Below are 18,903 nucleotides of genomic sequence, written 5' to 3' on the forward strand. Positions count from 1 at the left end.
ATCAATAAGTTTATTACAATTCTCATTTCCATTTTGCACTTTTCTAATTAGGCAAAATAGACAGCCCTCAAAAAATTCCGGATATAATTTACGATGTGCTTCTGTATGCAAACTAAATTCTCACACTTTAATTTCGACTACCAACCATAACCTAAATTGGAGTCCGTTGCTCGTATTTTACCTTAATCATTTTTAAAACTTTGCCTTCAGCAGTAAAAATGACGTAAAAATGAAAATGTCCAAATTCCGGTTTTTCATCGCCCTACAGTTAACCTGTCGGTAATATTCCCAACATTAAAACAATACCGGATAACTGTTTGATATACAAGATTTAACAGGGTTTTGCGCCGGAGCAATTTTTGAGATTTTAACGTTAATATGGCCTTCTAACCACAGCTAAAAATATCATACTGCATGCCTACGGGGGTTTGCGGAGGAGGATATTTTTTCCCACTTGTTAATTTTTAACCGGATTTTAAAACATTTTGCAGAAATTAACAGTAACTTTATATCTTTACAAAAATTGTTTTCTAACGAAAATTTTTAGCTATGAGAAAATTAATACTAACCTTAGCAACGGGTTTCATGACCCTGAGCATGTTTGCACAGGCGCCTATTCAGTCGTCTGCTCACACAAAGGCGGAAATGATGGCAAAATTCAAAAATGCCACTGCCGTTCCTTTTAACCCATCGGTTAAAAACGATGGTACCGGTGTTCCTTACAACACTGAATCTTTTTATTTAAAATCAGGTGCTCGTACCGGTGAAACCATTGGTACTACAGGCTATCCACTGCAAACCAACTCTGCAGCGTTTGACCGTATTATTGCTTATCCTGATGGTTCTATCTCTGCAATCTGGACAGGTTCAACTGTAGCAGATGGTACTTGGTCTGACCGTGGAACGTTCTACAACCACAATGACGGAACTTCTTGGGGCGCTGCTCCAACTGCTCGTGTTGAAACTGCACGTTCAGGATTTGGTTCTTTAATTATGGTTGAAGATCATGAAGTGGTTTTCTCTCACGATGGAACTAACGTTAACATTTTTGCTAACTCTGCTATCGGTGCAACAGACTGGACTGCGTTACCAACTTCAGGCGGACACGTAGGTTTATGGCCACGTGCTTATTGCCCTGCTGGAACTGATGACATTTATTTAATCAGCCCTAACTCAGGTACTCCAACTTATGTTAACTTCTCTCGTTCTGACGATGGTGGTGCATCTTGGACTATTCAAAATCAAGTGCTTCCTATCGATGCCGTTATGGGTGTAGGTGCAGTTTCTGCCGATTGTTATCAAATAGCTGTAAGCGGTAGCACTGTTTACATTTTATACGGTAGCTCTTGGACAGATTTATACCTTTTAACATCTACTGAAAATGGTGCTGCAGGTACTTGGACAATTCAATCAATTATTGAAACCGGATTTAACAGCTACCAAGGCGACTTAGATCAAACTTCAGATGTTACCGGTGACGGTATCGCTGATACAGTTGAAACAACTGATGGTTTCCATGAAATGATTCTTGACGACGCTGGTATCTTACACGTATGGTCAGGTTACTACTGGTTATTAGATGATGATGGTGCTACTGAAGGTTGGAGCTATTTCCCTAGCCTTTACGGTTTGTGGTACTGGAATTCAACTATGCCTGTTACAGGTGCTCCTATGTGGATCGACTTATTAGTTGACTGGGATGAATCTGGTGATTATACAGATGGTATTGGCCAGGATTTAGGTATGTATGATGGTGTTACCTTCACATCTATGCCTGCTGCTGCTGTTGATTATGATTTAGGTCGTATTTATGTAGCATACTGTATGCCTATTGAATACACTGACTATTTTGATGATCCAACAGTTGCTGAAGCTCAATCATTCCGTGATATCTTCGGTATTTATTCTGATGATGCAGGTGCAACTTGGTCATCTCCTGTTAACATGACTTATACAGCTCATGAAAATCAGGAATCAGTTTATCCTAATGCTTACGACAGAGTAGTTGATGGTTGTATGCACGCTATCTGGATGCAAGATGAAGAGCCTGGTACTTCTTTAGATACTAACGCTCCTGATGCAAACGGTATGAACAACATGCAATACAAATGTTTTGATGCAGCGCGTTTCAATCCTTATCCACCAACAGCAGAATATGATTATACGCCTGATGGTTTAACAGGTTTAGTTAACTTCAGTAACCTTTCTGTTGATGCTGACACTTATTCTTGGGAATTTGGCGACGGTGGTACTTCAACTACTGAAAACCCTGCTCACGTTTATGCTGCAAGCGGAACTTACTACGTATGTTTAGTTGCTACTAACAAATATGATGATGATAGCAATTGTAAAACAATCGCAATCAACGTTGCTGTTATTAACTACGCTTTAGATAAAGCATTAACTGTTTACCCAACTCCTGCTAACGCAAATGTTACAGTTGAAGTTGAAGGTAACTTCGGTACTTTATATGCAGAAATGTATAATGCATTAGGTGAAAAAGTAATTGCTACTACTTCATTTAATGGTACTGTTTCTTTTGATCTTACAGCTATCGCTGCAGGTAATTATATAGTTAAAGTTGCTAATCAGGATGGTGCTTTCACAAGCCGTCAAATTACTGTTAGCAAATAATTTAACTTAAAAATTTTAAGTTAAAACCCCGGCAATGCCGGGGTTTTTTGTTAATTAACATTAATGAAATCTTAAATGACAAATCCATCGCTGTTAATGTTAAAAGAAGAAATACTTTGCGCACAATTGATAACTAAAAACAATTGTTATGCGAAAAATTTTATTCTTCTTATCCTCAATCAGCATTACATTAAGTGTTAATGCACAAAATGCCACAGCAGCAAAAAATGCTACTTTATCTGAACAGGTTCAGGTAATAAATAATCAATCATATCCCGTTACAAAAAATAATGTAACAGGTGCTCCGGTTGATCAAACTTCTTTTTATAAACAAAATGCGGGAAGCCGCGCAGGAGGCGATTTAGTTGGTAAAACTTCTTACGATTTACCTACCAATGGTTCTGCACCTGAACGTTTAATTGTTTATCCCGATGGTACTGTAAGTGTTGTTTACACCGGTTCAACAAATACAACTGATGCTAGACCCGATCGCGGTACTTTTTTTAATAGTTATGATGGTACTTCATGGGGCGAATATCCAACTTCTCGTATTGAAGAAATAAGAACAGGATTTCCTTCCATTGTAAATGTGGATGATCATGAAATGTTTTTTGCGCATGATGGCTCTAATAATATTGTAATTTTTGAAAATGATGCACCGGGCTCATCTAACTGGACAGAAAATGCAAATTCATTAGACTTACACGGAACATGGCCACGTGCAGTTGTTGCAGATGGTTCTGATTATATTCATTTATTAGTTGCCAATAATGATCCTGCAAATACAAATAATTATATGTTGTATTATCGTTCGCCTGATGGTGGTGATAGTTGGGATATTCAGGGATTGCGTTTACCGGGTATTGATACTGCTTCCGGAATTTCTGTAATGGGTGGCGAAAGTTATATCATCAGAGCAATTGGCAGTAATGTTTATGTTGCTGCAGGTGAAAGTATTAATGATTTACAAGTTTGGAAATCAACAAGTAATGGTGATATCGGTTCATGGACAAAAACAAGATTAATTGAATTTCCACAACCGAATTTTGATGGTAATACAATTTCTGATATTACCGGTGATGGTGTCGCTGATACTTTAGTTAGTCACGACGGAAGTATTGCCATGGCAATCGATAATGATGGATTAATGCATGTATGGGTTGGCACTACAAGAATTTTAGATGTGGAAGCAGGTGATGATGCATGGACGTATTTTCCGGGAACTACAGGTATGTGGTACTGGAATGAAACATTTGGCGCTGATAGTGTTCAATATCTTGATTTTACATTGGTAGATTGGGATGGTGATGGTGATCCGTTTTTAGGCATTGGTGCCGATTTACCAAATTATGGTTGTGGATTTACTTCAATGCCATCTGCAACTATTGATCCTGCCACAGGGTATTTATATGTTGTATATACACATCCCGTTGAATTCACCGATTATTTTGAAGACCCAACCGTTACAGAAGCACAATCGTTTCGCGATTTATTTGGATTTTATACAACCGATCAAGGACAAACATGGTCGAATCCGATTAATTTAACTTATGTTGCAGAACAGAATTATGAAAATGTAAATCCAACTGCATTTTGGAATACCATCGATAATAAAGTACATGTACTTTGGATGCAAGATCAGGAACCCGGTAATTCACTCGAAACAGAAACGCCTGATGCCATTACCAACGATAATGAAATTTTATACAGAGCATTTGACTACAGTCGTTTCGAGCCTTATGATCCAACAGCACAATATGATTATACCGGCGCGGCGAATTTATTGACATTTAATAATATGAGTGTTGATGCCGATGAATATAACTGGAATTTTGGTGATGGCGGAACTTCATCTGCTTCAGAACCATCGCATGTATTCGCAACAGTTGGAACTTATCTGGTGTGTTTATCTGCAACAAATAAATATGGTGATGACCAGGAATGTAAAACAATTGAAATTACACAGGTAACTGCAATTAATGATTTAGATTTTGCAAATGCAATACAAGTTACACCTACATTAACTTCAGGTGATGTGCAAGTTCACCTTACCGGAATTAATGAACCGGTTCAACTGGAAGTAATTAATGTGAATGGACAAGTTGTGTTGCAACAAAATATTACAGGCAGCGAACAACAGGTTAATTTAAATGATTTATCCAGTGGTAATTATTTCTTTAGATTTATTTCTCTTAGCTCAGTAGCAGTAAAGCAAATCAGTTTGATTAAAAACTAATGCTTTATTCATTTTTGATGTGGAATCCCGCAGCGATGCGGGATTTTTTTATGTTGTTAATGTTACAAAAAAAGTTTTGCCGCTAATTAATGTGCTGCAATTTATTTCAGATACATTTATGTAGTCAGCTTATTAAAATAAAACAAAAAGTTGATGCATTAAACATTCTAATTTATATTTACTCTGTCACAATACTCCATAAAAAAAGCCCCGTTTTAAATAAAACGGAGCTTAAATAAAATAGTATTAAATTAAATCATTAATGAAGCTAAAACCAAACTCACCACGCTCATTAATTTAATCAGAATATTAATTGAAGGGCCGGAAGTATCTTTAAAAGGATCACCTACAGTATCACCAACAACTGCAGCTTTATGTGGCTCGCTGCCTTTGTAATATGTTTTACCGTTTATATCTACACCTTCTTCAAACATCTTTTTAGCATTATCCCATGCACCACCTGCGTTAGCCTGGAAAATGGCCATTAATACACCACTAACAGTAACACCGGCTAATAAACCACCAAGCATTTCAGGTCCCATTAAAATATTATCTCCGGTATTTAATCCTAAAACTTTAGGCGCAAAACCAACAATTACCGGAACCAACACTGCCATTAAACCGGGTAATACCATTTCTTTAACAGCAGCTTTAGTACTAATTTCAACACATTTAGCATACTCTGCTTTTCCTTCTGCAGCATTAAATGTATCCTGATCTGCTTGCGACCATTCGTTCATTTCTTTTTCGCCATTTCTTTTCATTACTTCCAATGCGGCTTTTAATGCAGGAATAGTTGAAAATTGTCTGCGCACTTCTTCAATCATACTCATTGCAGCTTTACCAACACTTTGCATTGCCATAGCAGAAAATAAAAATGGCAACATAGCGCCGACAAATAAACCGGAAATAACATGTGCCTGCGAAATATCAATTTTTGTTAATCCTGTAACCTGCATAAATGCACCAAATAAAGCGAGTGCTGTTAATGCAGCAGAACCAATTGCAAAACCTTTTCCGATAGCTGCAGTAGTATTACCAACTGCATCTAATTTATCGGTACGGTGACGAACTTCTTTTGGTAAATCAGCCATTTGTGCAATACCACCGGCATTATCAGAAATAGGACCATATGCATCAACAGCAAGTTGAATTCCTGTGTTCGCAAGCATACCAACGGCGGCAATTGCAATACCATATAAACCACCACATGCAAATGAAATCATAATGGATGCACCTAAAATTAATACCGGCCATGCAGTAGACATCATACCTACACTTAAACCTGCAATAATATTTGTTGCTGCACCTGTTGATGACTGACGTACAATTTTCATTACCGGTTTTTTTCCTGTTCCTGTATAATATTCAGTAATAAATCCGATTGCAGTACCTGCAACCAAACCAACTATTGTAGCAATAAAAATTCCTAACGAAGTAATTGTTCTTTCTTTACCACCATATAATACATCTGTATAACTAAACGATTTTGGCATCATCCATTCAATAATGAAATAGGATAAAATTACCATAACCACAGATGAACCAATAGCACCACCATTTAATGCTTTTTGCGGATTACCACCTTCTTTTACACGAACAAAAAATGTTCCGATAATAGAAGTTAAAATACCTACACCACCTAATACCAATGGTAATAAAACTGCACTTAATCCGTTAAAACCATCTTCCATAAAAGAAGTACCTTCAGCAATTTGTCCGGCCATAAATGCTGTTCCCAACACCATGGTACCCACAATTGCACCAACATAACTTTCAAATAAATCGGCACCCATACCGGCAACATCTCCAACGTTATCACCAACGTTATCTGCAATAGTTGCAGGATTTAACGGGTGATCTTCAGGAATCCCTGCTTCTACTTTTCCCACTAAATCGGCACCAACATCGGCAGCTTTTGTATAAATACCACCACCAACACGCGCAAATAATGCGATTGATGAAGCACCAAATGAAAATCCGGTAACCACATTAATAACTTTCACTGCAGCAGCCTGACCTTCAAAACCATACATATTTGAATAAATAAGTAACAGGGTTCCTAAACCCAAAATACCAAGACCAACAACGCCCATTCCCATTACTGAACCACCGGTAAAAGCAATTTCAAGCGCTTTACCTAGTCCGTGACGGGCAGCATTTGTAGTTCTCACATTGGCTTTGGTAGCTACGCGCATACCAATAAAACCGGCCAGTGCTGAACAAAAAGCACCAACAATAAATGATAAACCCACTAAAGCTGAAGAGTTTTCTTCGCTGGCACCTGAAATTGCCAGCAAAATGGCAACAATAACCACGAAAATGGCCAAAATCTTGTATTCAGCCCGCAAAAACGCCATGGCTCCGTCAGAAATTGCCTTAGCAATGCCGGCCATACGCTCGTTGCCTACTTCCTGTTTAGCTACCCATGCGCTTTTCACATAGGTAAATATTAATGCCAACACCCCGAGAAGTGGTATTGCATATAAAAGCATGTTTACATCCATAATTTAACGATTTATTTAAGTTAGTCTTTGAGGTCGCTAAAATAGGGCTTTGACCGCATATTATTCAACAATTCGATGTGTATAGGGTTAATTTTGAATTGTAATTTCTTTTATCTTTACTCTAATGAAACATACACTATCAGTAATTGCCATGGCTATTGTTTTCCCTATTGCAGCCATTGCACAAACAGGTTACAGCGATGCAGGCGGAAGGGCAAACGGGATGGGAAACGCATCTGTTACATTACAGGATGTTTTTAGTGTTCAGAATAATCAGGCGGCAATGGCCTTTATTGAAGCCCCTGCAATTGGTTTAAGTACTCAGAATTTTTTCCTGATTGATGGCGGCATCAATGCACATTATGGTGTTTTTGTCTTACCGGTTCAAAAGGCAGGCGTATTCGGATTGAGTGCAAATTATACCGGTGATATTACTTTTAATCAGACAAAAATCGGCTTAGGTTACGGACGCAAACTGGCAGAAAATGTTGCTGTTGGATTACAACTCGATTATGTTGGTACTTCTACTTCGGAAGTAGGTTCAGGCGCTGCATTTACTTTTGATATCGGTGTATTATATAAACCAACAAAAGCATTATCTATTGGCGCAAAAACGTTTAATCCGATACGTGCAAAAACAGGTTTGGCTTATGAAGAAGAATTACCTGCAATAATAAATGTTGGTGTTGCTTATCAGCCATCTGAAAAAGTGATTTTATGTTTAGAAGGTGAACAAAATTTAAGCGACGACCTTCGCATTAAATCAGGTGTTGAATATCAAATTATTGAACAACTTTATTTACGCGGCGGATTTATATCAAATCCATCGATGTTTACAGCCGGAATAGGATTAAAAATCAAGCATATCCAAATTGACCTCAACAGTCAGTTTCATCAACAGCTAGGAACCACACCCGGATTGGGTTTACGTTATGATTTCTAATTTGAAAAACCCATGAAATTATTAAAAGTCAAGAGCAATTTTAAGATGAATACAGTTAAACTGTTTGTGTTGCCGGTATTGTTGTGCTGCTCAATAAATTTATTAGCTCAGGAAAATAAGGCCGAAGGAAAATTATTGGAAGATGATATTATTGAAAATGCAGCAGAAAAAGTAGATAACGCTGATATTTCAATTGATACTTATCAGGAAAACATTACCTACTTATTACAAAATCCGATTAACATAAATAAATCGGGTTATTTCGAATTAAGAAATTGTGGTTTATTTACCGAAATTCAAATTCGCGATTTATTAAAACATATCGAAGTATTTGGTCCCCTGTTAAATATTTATGAATTACAAACAATTGCTTCTTTTAGTATAGAAGATATTAATCGTATAAAACCATTTATTAAATTAGATGGCTCTGCGTTAAATAGTGTTCCGTTTCAAAAAAAATTATATCTCGGCGATTACCAGTATTTTTTTCGCATCAGCCGTTATGTTGAAATGCAGGATGGATTTATTGAAGATAGTACCGGTGTAGCAAATTATGCAGGAGATAATTATCGTATTTATTCCAGGTTCAGATATAATTATCAGAATAATTTAAGTTATGGCATCACCATGGAAAAGGATGCCGGTGAAGCCATTTTTGGTCCGACGCAACCTTATGGTTTTGATTATTATTCCATGCATTTTTTCAAAAAAGGAACCGGACTTTTCCGCAGTATTGCATTGGGTGATTATGAAGTAAGAATCGGGCAGGGTTTAGTAATGTGGAGCGGATTTGGTATTGGGAAAAGTGTGTATCCGGTTGCTATTCGTCGTGCAGGAGCTGTATTAGACAGTTATACTTCTACCAACGAAAACAGATTTATGCGTGGTGCGGGCGTTACCATGGGTTTACAAAATTGGCAGGTTACGGTATTCGGTTCGCATAAAGCAGTTGATGCAAATGTATCATTAATTGATACAGTTTCTGATGAAATAATTCAGGTAAGCAGTATTGATGAAAGTGGATTACATCGCACAGAAAATGAACTGGAAAATAAAAATGCCATTCAGGAAACTGTGGGCGGATTTGATGCAACATATTATAAAGGACAATTTAATGCAGGCATAGCAGGAATTTATTATCAGTTATCTTCCCCATTATCTCCCCCAACAGAACCTTATGAAATGTATGATTTTGCCGGCAATAAATTATTTAATGCCAGTTTACATTATAATTACCTCTGGCGAAATTTATTATTATTTGGAGAAACAGCAGTGAGTGATAATATGAAAGCAGCTACTATAAATGGATTAATAATTCCTGTAGATCCAAAGGTTGACCTTGCTGTTTTATATCGTTACTTTTCTCCCGAATATCAAAGTTTATATGCGCAAACTTTTTCCGAAGGTTCACTTCCACAAAATGAACAAGGTATGTATATGGGGGTAGAAGTAAAACCTACCCGCGGCTGGAAATTAAGTGGTTATATTGATTTATATAAAAATCCCTGGCTGGAATACAGAACCGATGGACCTGCTTATGGCACCGATTTTCTGGGACAAGTTTCCTGGCAGCCATCACGTGCATTTGAAACATACATCCGTTATAAACATGAAATTAGCGACCGCAATTTATCGAGCGATTATTTAGAAGATGATCCCATCATGCATGTATTAACCAATGTAGAAAAAACAAATATTCGCTGGCATGCCGATTATGATGTAAATAAATCGCTTACCTTAAAATCACGCATTGAATTTACTTTATATGATGAAAATGCAGGATTTCCTGAAAAAGGTTATTTAGCATTTCAGGATTTTAATTACCATCCGCTTAGCAGTCCGTTTAGTTTCTCAACACGTTTTGCCATTTTTAATACCGATAGTTATAATGCAAGAATTTATGCTTACGAAACAGAAGTATTGTATGCATATTCTATTATCGGTTTAAGTGGAAAAGGAACAAGAGCGTATTTATTAGTAACCTATTCACCATTTAAGTGGTTAGATATTTGGGCACGTGTAAGTAATACCTGGTACACCGGCGAAGAGCCGTTGGGTTCGGGCGACAATACTTTTCCCGGTAACACACGCAGCGACGTGAAGTTACAGTGTCGTGTAAAATGGTAATTAATAATTAATTATTCGGATTAAATACCAGTGCCTTTTTTAAGCACCATGGTATTCGCAATTTTATCGTGCAGCGTTTGACGTTTGCTGTCGATAAATGCCAATAAATAACCCAACATAAAAATCAGGGTAGAAACAATTCTTCCCATATGTCGCACAAAAGCAGTTATAAAAGAAATTTTGCCACCATCTTTGCGACGAACACGAATACCGGTTACGAATTTTCCGATAGTTGCGCCGCTCATGCCTTCCAATAAAACGAAATATAATAATGGAATAATAAAGAGACCTACCAGGGATTCCATTTTATATTTTTTGATAAAATTTTCAAAATAAATGCCGCGATTCGGATCCAGTGCAATTGGTTCGAAGTAAGCAAAAAACTGATATTTATCCATTAAACTCGGCTTGCCCTCATCGCCGGAAGCTTGCAATTTTTCGGGTGTTTTACCCATCGAAACGAATAAAAAAGCTGAAACTACCATTCCAACTATAAAGTAGTCAATAATAAATGCAATTATTCGTTTGGTTAGCGATGCTGTTTGATAATTGTGCGTCATATATCAGGTTTTATTGATAAAAACAGGTTGTTTGTCGGCTTCAAAGATAGTAACTATTTCATAAGCTATAATCTTTCAAATGTTGAAACCTGCTTAACAATTCACAGAAATCCACCAACAATGTGTATTGCATCAAAGCAATATTTACGAAGCACGCGGGTTTTAGTTACCTTTGCACTCTGAAGAAAAAGATAGTAACGTAAGATGGAACATATCAGGAATTTTTGCATTATAGCACATATTGACCATGGAAAAAGTACGCTGGCGGACAGGCTGTTGCAGATAACCAAGACGGTTTCTGAGCGCGACGAACGGGCTCAGGTGCTCGACGACATGGATATTGAGCGGGAAAGAGGCATTACCATTAAGAGCCATGCCATTCAGATGGATTTTACATTTGAAGGCAAAAACTATGTGCTCAACCTGATTGATACCCCCGGCCATGTGGACTTTAGTTATGAGGTTTCACGCAGTATTGCTGCCTGCGAAGGCGCTTTGTTGCTGGTTGATGCCACACAGGGTATTCAGGCACAAACCATTTCAAATTTATACCTCGCTATTGAACACAATCTGGAAATCATCCCGATTATCAACAAAATTGATATGGATGGGGCAATGATTGAGGAAGTGAAAGACCAGATTGTTGATTTGATCGGCTGTGAACGCGATACCATTTTAGAGGCCAGCGGTAAAACAGGTTTGGGTATAGATGCCATTTTTGATGCCATTATCAAAAGAATTCCTGCACCTAAGGGTGACCCGGAAGCTCCATTGCAGGCACTTATTTTTGACTCTGTATTTAACTCCTACCGCGGTGTTGTAGCTTATTACCGTATTTTTCAGGGAACCATGCGCAAAGGGCAACGGGTTATGTTCGTAAATACAAAAAACACCTACGAAGCCAATGAAGTGGGTATTATGCGTTTGTTATACGAGCCGCGCCAGGAAGTAAAAGCAGGCGATGTTGGATATGTAATTACCGGTATTAAAGAAGCCAAGGAAATTAAAGTGGGTGATACCATTACGTATAAGGAAAACCCCTGCCAAAATATTGTTGAAGGATTTAAAGATGTGAAACCAATGGTATTTGCAGGTATTTATCCTATCGACAACGATGATTATGAAGATTTAAGAGATTCATTGGAAAAGCTGCAATTAAACGATGCATCCCTGGTTTTTGAGCCGGAAAGTTCAGTGGCGTTGGGATTTGGTTTCCGTTGCGGATTTTTAGGATTATTACACCTTGAAATTGTGCAAGAGCGTTTAGAACGTGAGTTCGATCAAAATGTAATTATCACTGTTCCTAACGTATCATTTGATTGTTTTACCACATCAAAGAAAAAAATTGTAGTACATAACCCGACCGATTTACCTGATCCGGGCTCTATTGAACGGGTTGAAGAACCTTACATTCGTGCACAAATAATTTCGCAGCCCGATTATATCGGTGCCATTATGAAATTGTGTATGGATAAACGTGGCATTTTAAAAAATCAAATTTACCTTACTACAACACGAGTAGAATTAGTTTGGGAAATGCCATTGGCCGAAATTGTATTTGACTTTTACGATAAACTAAAATCGATTTCAAGAGGTTATGCCAGTTTCGATTATGAATTAATTGATTACCGCGATGGTGATTTAATTAAACTGGATATAAAATTAAATGGTGAAAATGTGGATGCGTTTTCTGCAATTATTCACCGCGAAAAAGCTTATGAGTTTGGCAGTAAGTTGTGTGGTAAATTAAAAGATTTATTACCGAAACAACAATTTGTTATCGCCATTCAGGCGGCCATCGGTGCAAAAATTATTGCAAGAGAAACGATTTCAGCCATGCGCAAAGATGTAACTGCCAAATGTTATGGTGGTGATATTTCACGTAAACGAAAATTACTCGAAAAGCAGAAAAAAGGTAAAAAACGTATGCGTCAGATTGGAACTGTAGAGGTACCGCAGGAAGCATTTTTAGCTGTATTAAAATTAAACGACGATTAAATATTTGCATGCCGATATTATTAGATGGTAAAAAACTTTCTCAGGAAATTCAGTTGGAAATTAAAAGTGCGATTGAGTTACGAAGAACAAACGGGCAAAAAATTCCGCACCTCGCTGCTGTTTTAGTTGGAAATGACGGAGCCAGCACAACTTATGTAAACAGTAAAATTCGTTTGTGCAAAGCTGTTGGTATGCAATCTACTTTTATACATTTAGATGCTTCAACATCTGAAGCTGAATTATTGAAGGTGGTTGATGATATTAATAATAATGATGACATCGACGGCTTTATTGTTCAGTTACCCTTACCTAAACATATCAACGAAAATAAAATAATAGAAGCTATAAATCCGGGAAAAGATGTGGATGGATTTCATCCTATTAATTTGGGCAGAATGCAATTAGGTTTACCTGCTTTTATTTCAGCTACACCGGCCGGCATAATCACCATGCTCGAGCGATACCATATCGAAACCAGTGGCAAACATTGTGTCGTAATTGGCAGAAGTAATATTGTGGGCACGCCGATGAGTATTTTATTATCGCGTAATACCGAACCCGGCAATTGCACAGTTACGATTTGTCACAGTCGTACAAAAAACTTAAAAGAAATTTGTTTGCAGGCAGATATTATTATTGCTGCATTAGGCAAACCTGAGTTTGTAACTGCAGATATGGTAAAAGAAGGAGCTGTAGTTGTTGATGTTGGTATATCAAGATTAGATGCCGATAATGAAAAAGGTTATGTGATTAAAGGCGATGTTAAATTTGATGAAGTTGCACCAAAATGTGCTGCCATTTCACCGGTTCCGGGCGGCGTTGGATTAATGACTGTAGTATCATTGTTGATGAATACGATGAAGGCAGTTAAAAATTAATTACCACGATTATTTAAATCTAAATTATATTTTTTTAATGCAACAATATCCAATAATGGAGCAGTTTTATACCATTCAGGGTGAAGGTTTTCATCAGGGAAGGGCTGCCTATTTTATACGGCTTGGTGGCTGTGATGTTGGATGTGTGTGGTGTGATGTAAAGGACAGTTGGGACGCATCTAAACATCCCCAAAAATCAATTGCGGAAATTGTTGCTGACGTAAAAAATTATCCCGCCAAATTAATTGTAATTACGGGTGGCGAACCGTTGATGTATGATTTATCTCCGCTTATTGATGTTTTAAAAAATGAGGGTTATGAAATAAATATCGAAACATCCGGTGCTTATGCTATGCAGGGAACTGCGGACTGGATATGTTTCTCCCCAAAAAAATTTAAAGCCCCTTTAGCTTCAGTTGCAGCTCTAGCAAACGAATTAAAAGTGGTCATATTTAATAAAAGTGATTTTGAATGGGCTGAATCACATCGCAAAACTGTTTCAGGTAATTGTAAATTATATCTGCAACCCGAATGGAGTAAACGCGACGAAATGACTCCGCTTATAATAGATTATGTAAAACAACATCCCGAATGGGAAATATCATTACAGGTACATAAATATCTGCAAGTACCATAAAAAAAAACAGCTGCCTAAAATTAAGCAACTGTTTTTTTCACATTTAAAATAATACTTAATCAATTATAGAAATAGAATAATTAATTGTAGTGCCATTATTTACCAAAGCAATTTGATAAACACCTGCTACTACTTCAGATAAATCAATTGACTGAACAAATGATTCAGCATTAACATTAAGTGATGTAGTGTATACAATTTGACCAATTGCATTTACAACAGTTAATTCAAATGTCTGATCAGCATATCCATTTAAAGCAATATTAAATAATCCGGAAGTAGGATTTGGATATACAGCAATGTTTTCCGCTACTGATTCAACACGTAAAGGAGTTGAGAAATAGTAATGATCAGTTAATGTTGATTTTAATCCTTCATCAACACAAACTGAACGCACGTGATAGGCATAATCGGTACCTGGAGTTAATCCGGTTACGGTCCAATCTGTTAAACCACCGAGTACTTTTTTCTTAAGCACTAAAATTTCATCAATAGTATAAACTGAAAGATGATAACCATCAGCACCATCAGCAGGTTCCCAATCTAAATGTGCAGAGGTAGACGTAATTCCATCAGCAGTTAAACCTGTTGGTTCAGGGCATAATGCGATATCACAAGCCAGATATGCAATAATATTTGCACGTAAATTCGCAGCATTTGGATCAGGATCATGCCAGTTGTCGGTAGTCATACCACCAAACATAACCATACCTGAACCCCATGCTTTTTCAGCAAGCACAACATTTGAAGTTGCGAATGCATCAACCATTAAATTTGTTAATCCGGTACCTGTAACTGTGGCATGACCAAAGCTTGTTCCGGTATAACTAGTTCCGGCAGGTAAATTCGGACCATTAAAAATTGCGTGTCCGGCAGCACCTGCAGCAGCATCAGCATTAGATGTATAGTATGCATAAAATAATGATGTGCCCCCAAATCCGAAACTCATACCATCACCTTCATTAGGTGCTGCATTTAATAATAATTTTCCACCGGCATTAACCCATGATTCAATTGTAGAAATATTAGCAGTGAGGAAATTTTCTAATTCTATAGCATGACCATCTGACCCTTCAAGAAATACAAAACAATTGTCAGGCCCGAATACTGAAGGAACGTCTATGGTTTCAAAAAATCCTCTGTTCCAACCCACACCTTCTGCACCGAAAGTGGTAGTCATTGCGGTTGAATTATTTACAGTAAACCATGGCTCACCACCGGTAGTGTTAGAATAAATATACCATGCACCTGTACCGCTAACGGCACCAGTGTGACATACTTCTTCAGAGTAACTATCGTTGCCCGGATCTTCATCACCGGCAAGTGTAGTCCAAGCTGTAATATTATAACAACCTTCTGCACTGAAGTCCCAACCTTCGGGAGCAGTCCATGAAGCTGTTGAAAAAGCAGGTAATGTTCCAGGGAAAAATCCTGCAGTTACTAAACCACCATCAACCTGATAACTAACGGTAAATCCTGTGGCATCAGCAGAACCATAATTTTTCACGGTAACAATTACATCTTCTAAACCTAATCCGGGTCCTGTAGTTGGATTTGTAATATCGATTACACCAACATCATTAACTGCACCGCCCATCAGATTTAGGGTATAATCTTCTGCTTCGCCATAACTGGAACTTGCACAAGGATCAAGCGGCACTGCTAATCCCGAAGGATAAATACAACGCACACGCATTCTTGTTGCTCCGCCAACCAATCCTGGTGGTACAGTAAAACTAAATGAGCCTGAACCGCCACCGGCTAAACTTAATGTACCAATTACTTCATCGGTTTCAAATGAACCGTTCATATCGTAATCAATCCATGCAGTGTACGTTTGCGACCAGGTAGGATTATTGGTGCAGGTCATGGTGTAAGTATCGCCCATCAAAACATTCGCAGACAATGCAGTGTAGTCTGAATAGCCTACACCTGAAATGGCTCCTCCTGAAAATGTGTTTGATAAGTCGGCAACTGTTACACCATCAATGTAATCACCTTCAGCAGTTCCGGTTGTGTAAGCCGGCGTACAATACTGCGCAAAGGTGATGGTTGCACTTAAAGTAGCAATGACAAATGTCATCAACATTCGTCGAAAAATTAAAGTGTGATTCATAAGCTTGTTGTTTAAGTTAATTAATAATCCAAGCTAAAATTAATTATCCTAAAAAACAAATTTTTTACCATTTTTTTTGGTCGAACCATTTGAAAATCAGCAATTTATATAACTATAATATTAGTTTTATTTATATATATAGGCATAAAAAAAGGGTGATAAAATTAATTATCACCCTTTAAATAAATATTTAAAATATTATTCTGTAACTACAATTGAATAATTAATTGTTTGTGTTGCATTACTTAAATTAACCTGATACATACCAGGTGTAACATTTTGTAATGAAATAGTTTCAGTATAATCTGCACTATTAATATTAATTGGTTGTGAGTACACAATTTGTCCAATTGAATTAAATACATTTAATGTAAAATAATTATTTTCATAACCACTAACATTAATTGTAAATGTTCCCTGATTTGGATTAGGGAATAAAGTAACACCACCTTCAACATCGCCCATGCGTGCTAAAGTAGTCCAGTAATACCATTCAGTTGGAGAAGAAATTGCATCTTCATCATAACATACTGATTTAATTCTGAATGCATAAGTAGTTAATGGAGTTAAATTATCAACCATTGAATAAGAAGTTGAGTTAACACCTTTTTTAGCAATTAAACCTGTTGCTGTATTCCATAAAACTAATCTGTATTGTTCAGCAGCATCAATACCTGTCCAATGCATAACGGCATCATTTTCTGTAATACCATCAACATATAAACCGGTAACTAATGGACAAACAGAAGGAATAATTTCAACATTATAATCTTCAGTTTCACCATAAGTATATTCAGTGCAGGCAGTCATACCAATTGTGTTATATACTTCGCGAACGCGCATGCGGGTAGTTCCGATTGCTGCACCTGCAGGAACAGTAAAGTCGATAGCAGCAGGAGTAAATGCACCTAAGCCTGTTACTTCACCTAATTTTTCGGTTACTTCATCAAAAACACCATCGTGGTTAAAATCAATCCATGCACCAACACCATTAAATGAGGTGTAAGAACCGGTAGTGATGGTAATAGTATAATCACCATCAGCTTCTAATGTTGTTGTTAAATCAGAATAATAAGTATAAAAAGGAGCAGCGCTTGCACCTGTTGTATTATTGATAACACCGATAGATACATTATCTACATAATCGCCATCGGAAGTACCAGTAATATAAGTAGGTGTGCAATAACAATCTACAGCAGCATTTTGAGCAACATAAACAGCATCAGAAGTTGCAGAAGAACCTGTAAATGTACAAGTAATTGTGCAGTGGTAATATGTTGCATCAGGTTGTGAAGTTGTTAAATTAAATGCAGTAGCACCTGCTATGTCTGTCCATGAAATTCCATCTGGAGAAGAAGCCCACTGGTAAGAAATACCGGCAGCATAAATTGGGTCAACAGAAACGGTAAAGTTGTCATCAGAACAAACAGATTCCATAGTAGAAACTGCAGCACCTGCTGTTGGTACATCAGCACAATCGTCGCCGGTTGTTAATGTGAAAATAATTTGCGGACGAGTAGTTGATGTTCCGGAATATTCGATACCGGCATAATCACACACATTCACTTCAACATCTGAGCGATAAGAGCGTGAGCCATTAAAACCTAAACCTGTAGTCCAGATTACCTGACCATTTTCTTCCCATTCACCTTCAGGTACGCCGCCACATATTTCAACAAGTACGTTTGAAGTGCCATCCCAGGTAATAGGTGATGCAAATGTGAATGTATTAACGCCTGTAACAGGAATATAATTTGTTGGTCCCCAAACTACAGAAGCACCTGCTTCCCAACCTTCTAGGGTTAAAGAAGTTGTAGGTGTGGTCATAATTTTAACAGTATAGTTTTCCATTACACCACCATCAGCATCGATAATTACATAAGGGAAAGCCATGGTAAAAGATAACGCAGTTAATTCGCCGGCAGTCATACCCGCTGCTGCCATTTCTGAAGCAAGGTATAAATATTGGGCACGTTGCGTTTTGTAATAATCACCAAAAGGTGTCGGATGGGTTGTAGTTCCGTTGCTGCCGTTATTGGCGCCAACAGTAAACGTTTGTGCAAAGGACGCTCCTGTCCACAACATCAAACCTACCGTCAAACTACAAAGGAGTAATTTTTTTCTCATGATTAAAGTTTTATTTGATTGATTGTTAATAATAAAGTGAAGATAGGCAATTTTACCCTAATGGTTTAAACTTTGTAAGTATTAATTAAATATCAGTGCAGCACTAAATGTGACAGGAAAACCAGCACATTAAAGTGTAT

Annotated in this window: 11 protein-coding genes; 7 read left to right on the forward strand and 4 right to left on the reverse strand. The window is 37.4% G+C overall.

What is annotated here, in order from left to right; genetic code table 11:
* Positions 1–549 precede the first annotated feature (549 nt).
* Together IPI65_22395 and IPI65_22400 are read left to right on the forward strand one after the other, a co-directional pair.
* Positions 550–2,634, forward strand: coding sequence for a T9SS type A sorting domain-containing protein (locus IPI65_22395; protein ID MBK7444182.1), 2,085 nt, complete (start codon positions 550–552; stop codon positions 2,632–2,634).
* 148 nt (positions 2,635–2,782) lie between these two features.
* Complete coding sequence (locus tag IPI65_22400) at positions 2,783–4,870, forward strand: T9SS type A sorting domain-containing protein (GenBank protein ID MBK7444183.1); 2,088 nt, start codon at positions 2,783–2,785, stop codon at positions 4,868–4,870.
* Between the two features lie 251 nt (positions 4,871–5,121).
* On the opposite strand, the gene IPI65_22405 is transcribed toward IPI65_22400, so the two are convergent.
* A complete protein-coding gene (locus IPI65_22405) occupies positions 5,122–7,377 on the reverse strand; it encodes a sodium-translocating pyrophosphatase (protein MBK7444184.1) in 2,256 nt (751 codons plus the stop codon).
* A gap of 124 nt (positions 7,378–7,501) precedes the next feature.
* Here IPI65_22405 and IPI65_22410 point away from each other — a divergent pair, with 124 nt between their 5' ends.
* A complete protein-coding gene (locus tag IPI65_22410; GenBank protein MBK7444185.1) occupies positions 7,502–8,320 on the forward strand; it encodes a hypothetical protein in 819 nt (272 codons plus the stop codon).
* A 45-nt stretch (positions 8,321–8,365) separates the two neighbouring features.
* On the forward strand, positions 8,366–10,447 hold the full coding sequence (locus tag IPI65_22415; protein MBK7444186.1) for a hypothetical protein: 2,082 nt from the start codon (positions 8,366–8,368) through the stop codon (positions 10,445–10,447).
* A gap of 20 nt (positions 10,448–10,467) precedes the next feature.
* On the opposite strand, the gene IPI65_22420 is transcribed toward IPI65_22415, so the two are convergent.
* Positions 10,468–11,007: an RDD family protein gene (locus IPI65_22420; protein ID MBK7444187.1), complete on the reverse strand. Its 540-nt coding sequence runs from the start codon at positions 11,005–11,007 to the stop codon at positions 10,468–10,470.
* A gap of 204 nt (positions 11,008–11,211) precedes the next feature.
* On the opposite strand from IPI65_22420, the gene lepA reads away from it, so the two are divergent.
* The 3 genes from lepA to IPI65_22435 are packed head-to-tail and all read left to right on the forward strand — an operon-like array spanning position 11,212 to position 14,520.
* Positions 11,212–13,005: an elongation factor 4 gene (gene lepA, locus IPI65_22425; GenBank protein MBK7444188.1), complete on the forward strand. Its 1,794-nt coding sequence runs from the start codon at positions 11,212–11,214 to the stop codon at positions 13,003–13,005.
* An 8-nt stretch (positions 13,006–13,013) separates the two neighbouring features.
* Positions 13,014–13,883 (forward strand): bifunctional 5,10-methylene-tetrahydrofolate dehydrogenase/5,10-methylene-tetrahydrofolate cyclohydrolase, encoded by an 870-nt coding sequence (locus tag IPI65_22430; protein ID MBK7444189.1) that lies wholly within the window; start codon positions 13,014–13,016, stop codon positions 13,881–13,883.
* A 37-nt stretch (positions 13,884–13,920) separates the two neighbouring features.
* Positions 13,921–14,520, forward strand: coding sequence for a 7-carboxy-7-deazaguanine synthase QueE (locus IPI65_22435; GenBank protein ID MBK7444190.1), 600 nt, complete (start codon positions 13,921–13,923; stop codon positions 14,518–14,520).
* A 55-nt stretch (positions 14,521–14,575) separates the two neighbouring features.
* Here the strand turns inward: IPI65_22435 and IPI65_22440 are convergent, their stop codons facing one another.
* Both IPI65_22440 and IPI65_22445 read right to left on the reverse strand, forming a co-directional pair.
* Positions 14,576–16,636, reverse strand: a complete 2,061-nt coding sequence (locus IPI65_22440) for a fibronectin type III domain-containing protein (GenBank protein MBK7444191.1) — start codon at positions 16,634–16,636, stop codon at positions 14,576–14,578.
* Between the two features lie 198 nt (positions 16,637–16,834).
* Positions 16,835–18,763 carry a T9SS type A sorting domain-containing protein gene (locus tag IPI65_22445; GenBank protein MBK7444192.1) on the reverse strand — a complete coding sequence of 643 codons (1,929 nt, stop codon included), beginning with the start codon at positions 18,761–18,763 and terminating at the stop codon, positions 16,835–16,837.
* Positions 18,764–18,903 lie beyond the last annotated feature (140 nt).

This window comes from Bacteroidota bacterium, assembly GCA_016706255.1.
Classification (GTDB): Bacteria; Bacteroidota; Bacteroidia; order Chitinophagales; family BACL12; genus UBA7236.

What these genes read in the sequence shown, in the direction of transcription:
- IPI65_22395 (MBK7444182.1), top strand. Translation starts at nt 550, where the DNA reads ATGAGAAAATTAATACTAACCTTAGCAACGGGTTTCATGACCCTGAGC.
- IPI65_22400 (MBK7444183.1), top strand. Translation starts at nt 2,783, where the DNA reads ATGCGAAAAATTTTATTCTTCTTATCCTCAATCAGCATTACATTAAGT.
- IPI65_22405 (MBK7444184.1), bottom strand. Translation starts at nt 7,377, where the DNA reads ATGGATGTAAACATGCTTTTATATGCAATACCACTTCTCGGGGTGTTG.
- IPI65_22410 (MBK7444185.1), top strand. Translation starts at nt 7,502, where the DNA reads ATGAAACATACACTATCAGTAATTGCCATGGCTATTGTTTTCCCTATT.
- IPI65_22415 (MBK7444186.1), top strand. Translation starts at nt 8,366, where the DNA reads ATGAATACAGTTAAACTGTTTGTGTTGCCGGTATTGTTGTGCTGCTCA.
- IPI65_22420 (MBK7444187.1), bottom strand. Translation starts at nt 11,007, where the DNA reads ATGACGCACAATTATCAAACAGCATCGCTAACCAAACGAATAATTGCA.
- lepA (MBK7444188.1), top strand. Translation starts at nt 11,212, where the DNA reads ATGGAACATATCAGGAATTTTTGCATTATAGCACATATTGACCATGGA.
- IPI65_22430 (MBK7444189.1), top strand. Translation starts at nt 13,014, where the DNA reads ATGCCGATATTATTAGATGGTAAAAAACTTTCTCAGGAAATTCAGTTG.
- IPI65_22435 (MBK7444190.1), top strand. Translation starts at nt 13,921, where the DNA reads ATGCAACAATATCCAATAATGGAGCAGTTTTATACCATTCAGGGTGAA.
- IPI65_22440 (MBK7444191.1), bottom strand. Translation starts at nt 16,636, where the DNA reads ATGAATCACACTTTAATTTTTCGACGAATGTTGATGACATTTGTCATT.
- IPI65_22445 (MBK7444192.1), bottom strand. Translation starts at nt 18,763, where the DNA reads ATGAGAAAAAAATTACTCCTTTGTAGTTTGACGGTAGGTTTGATGTTG.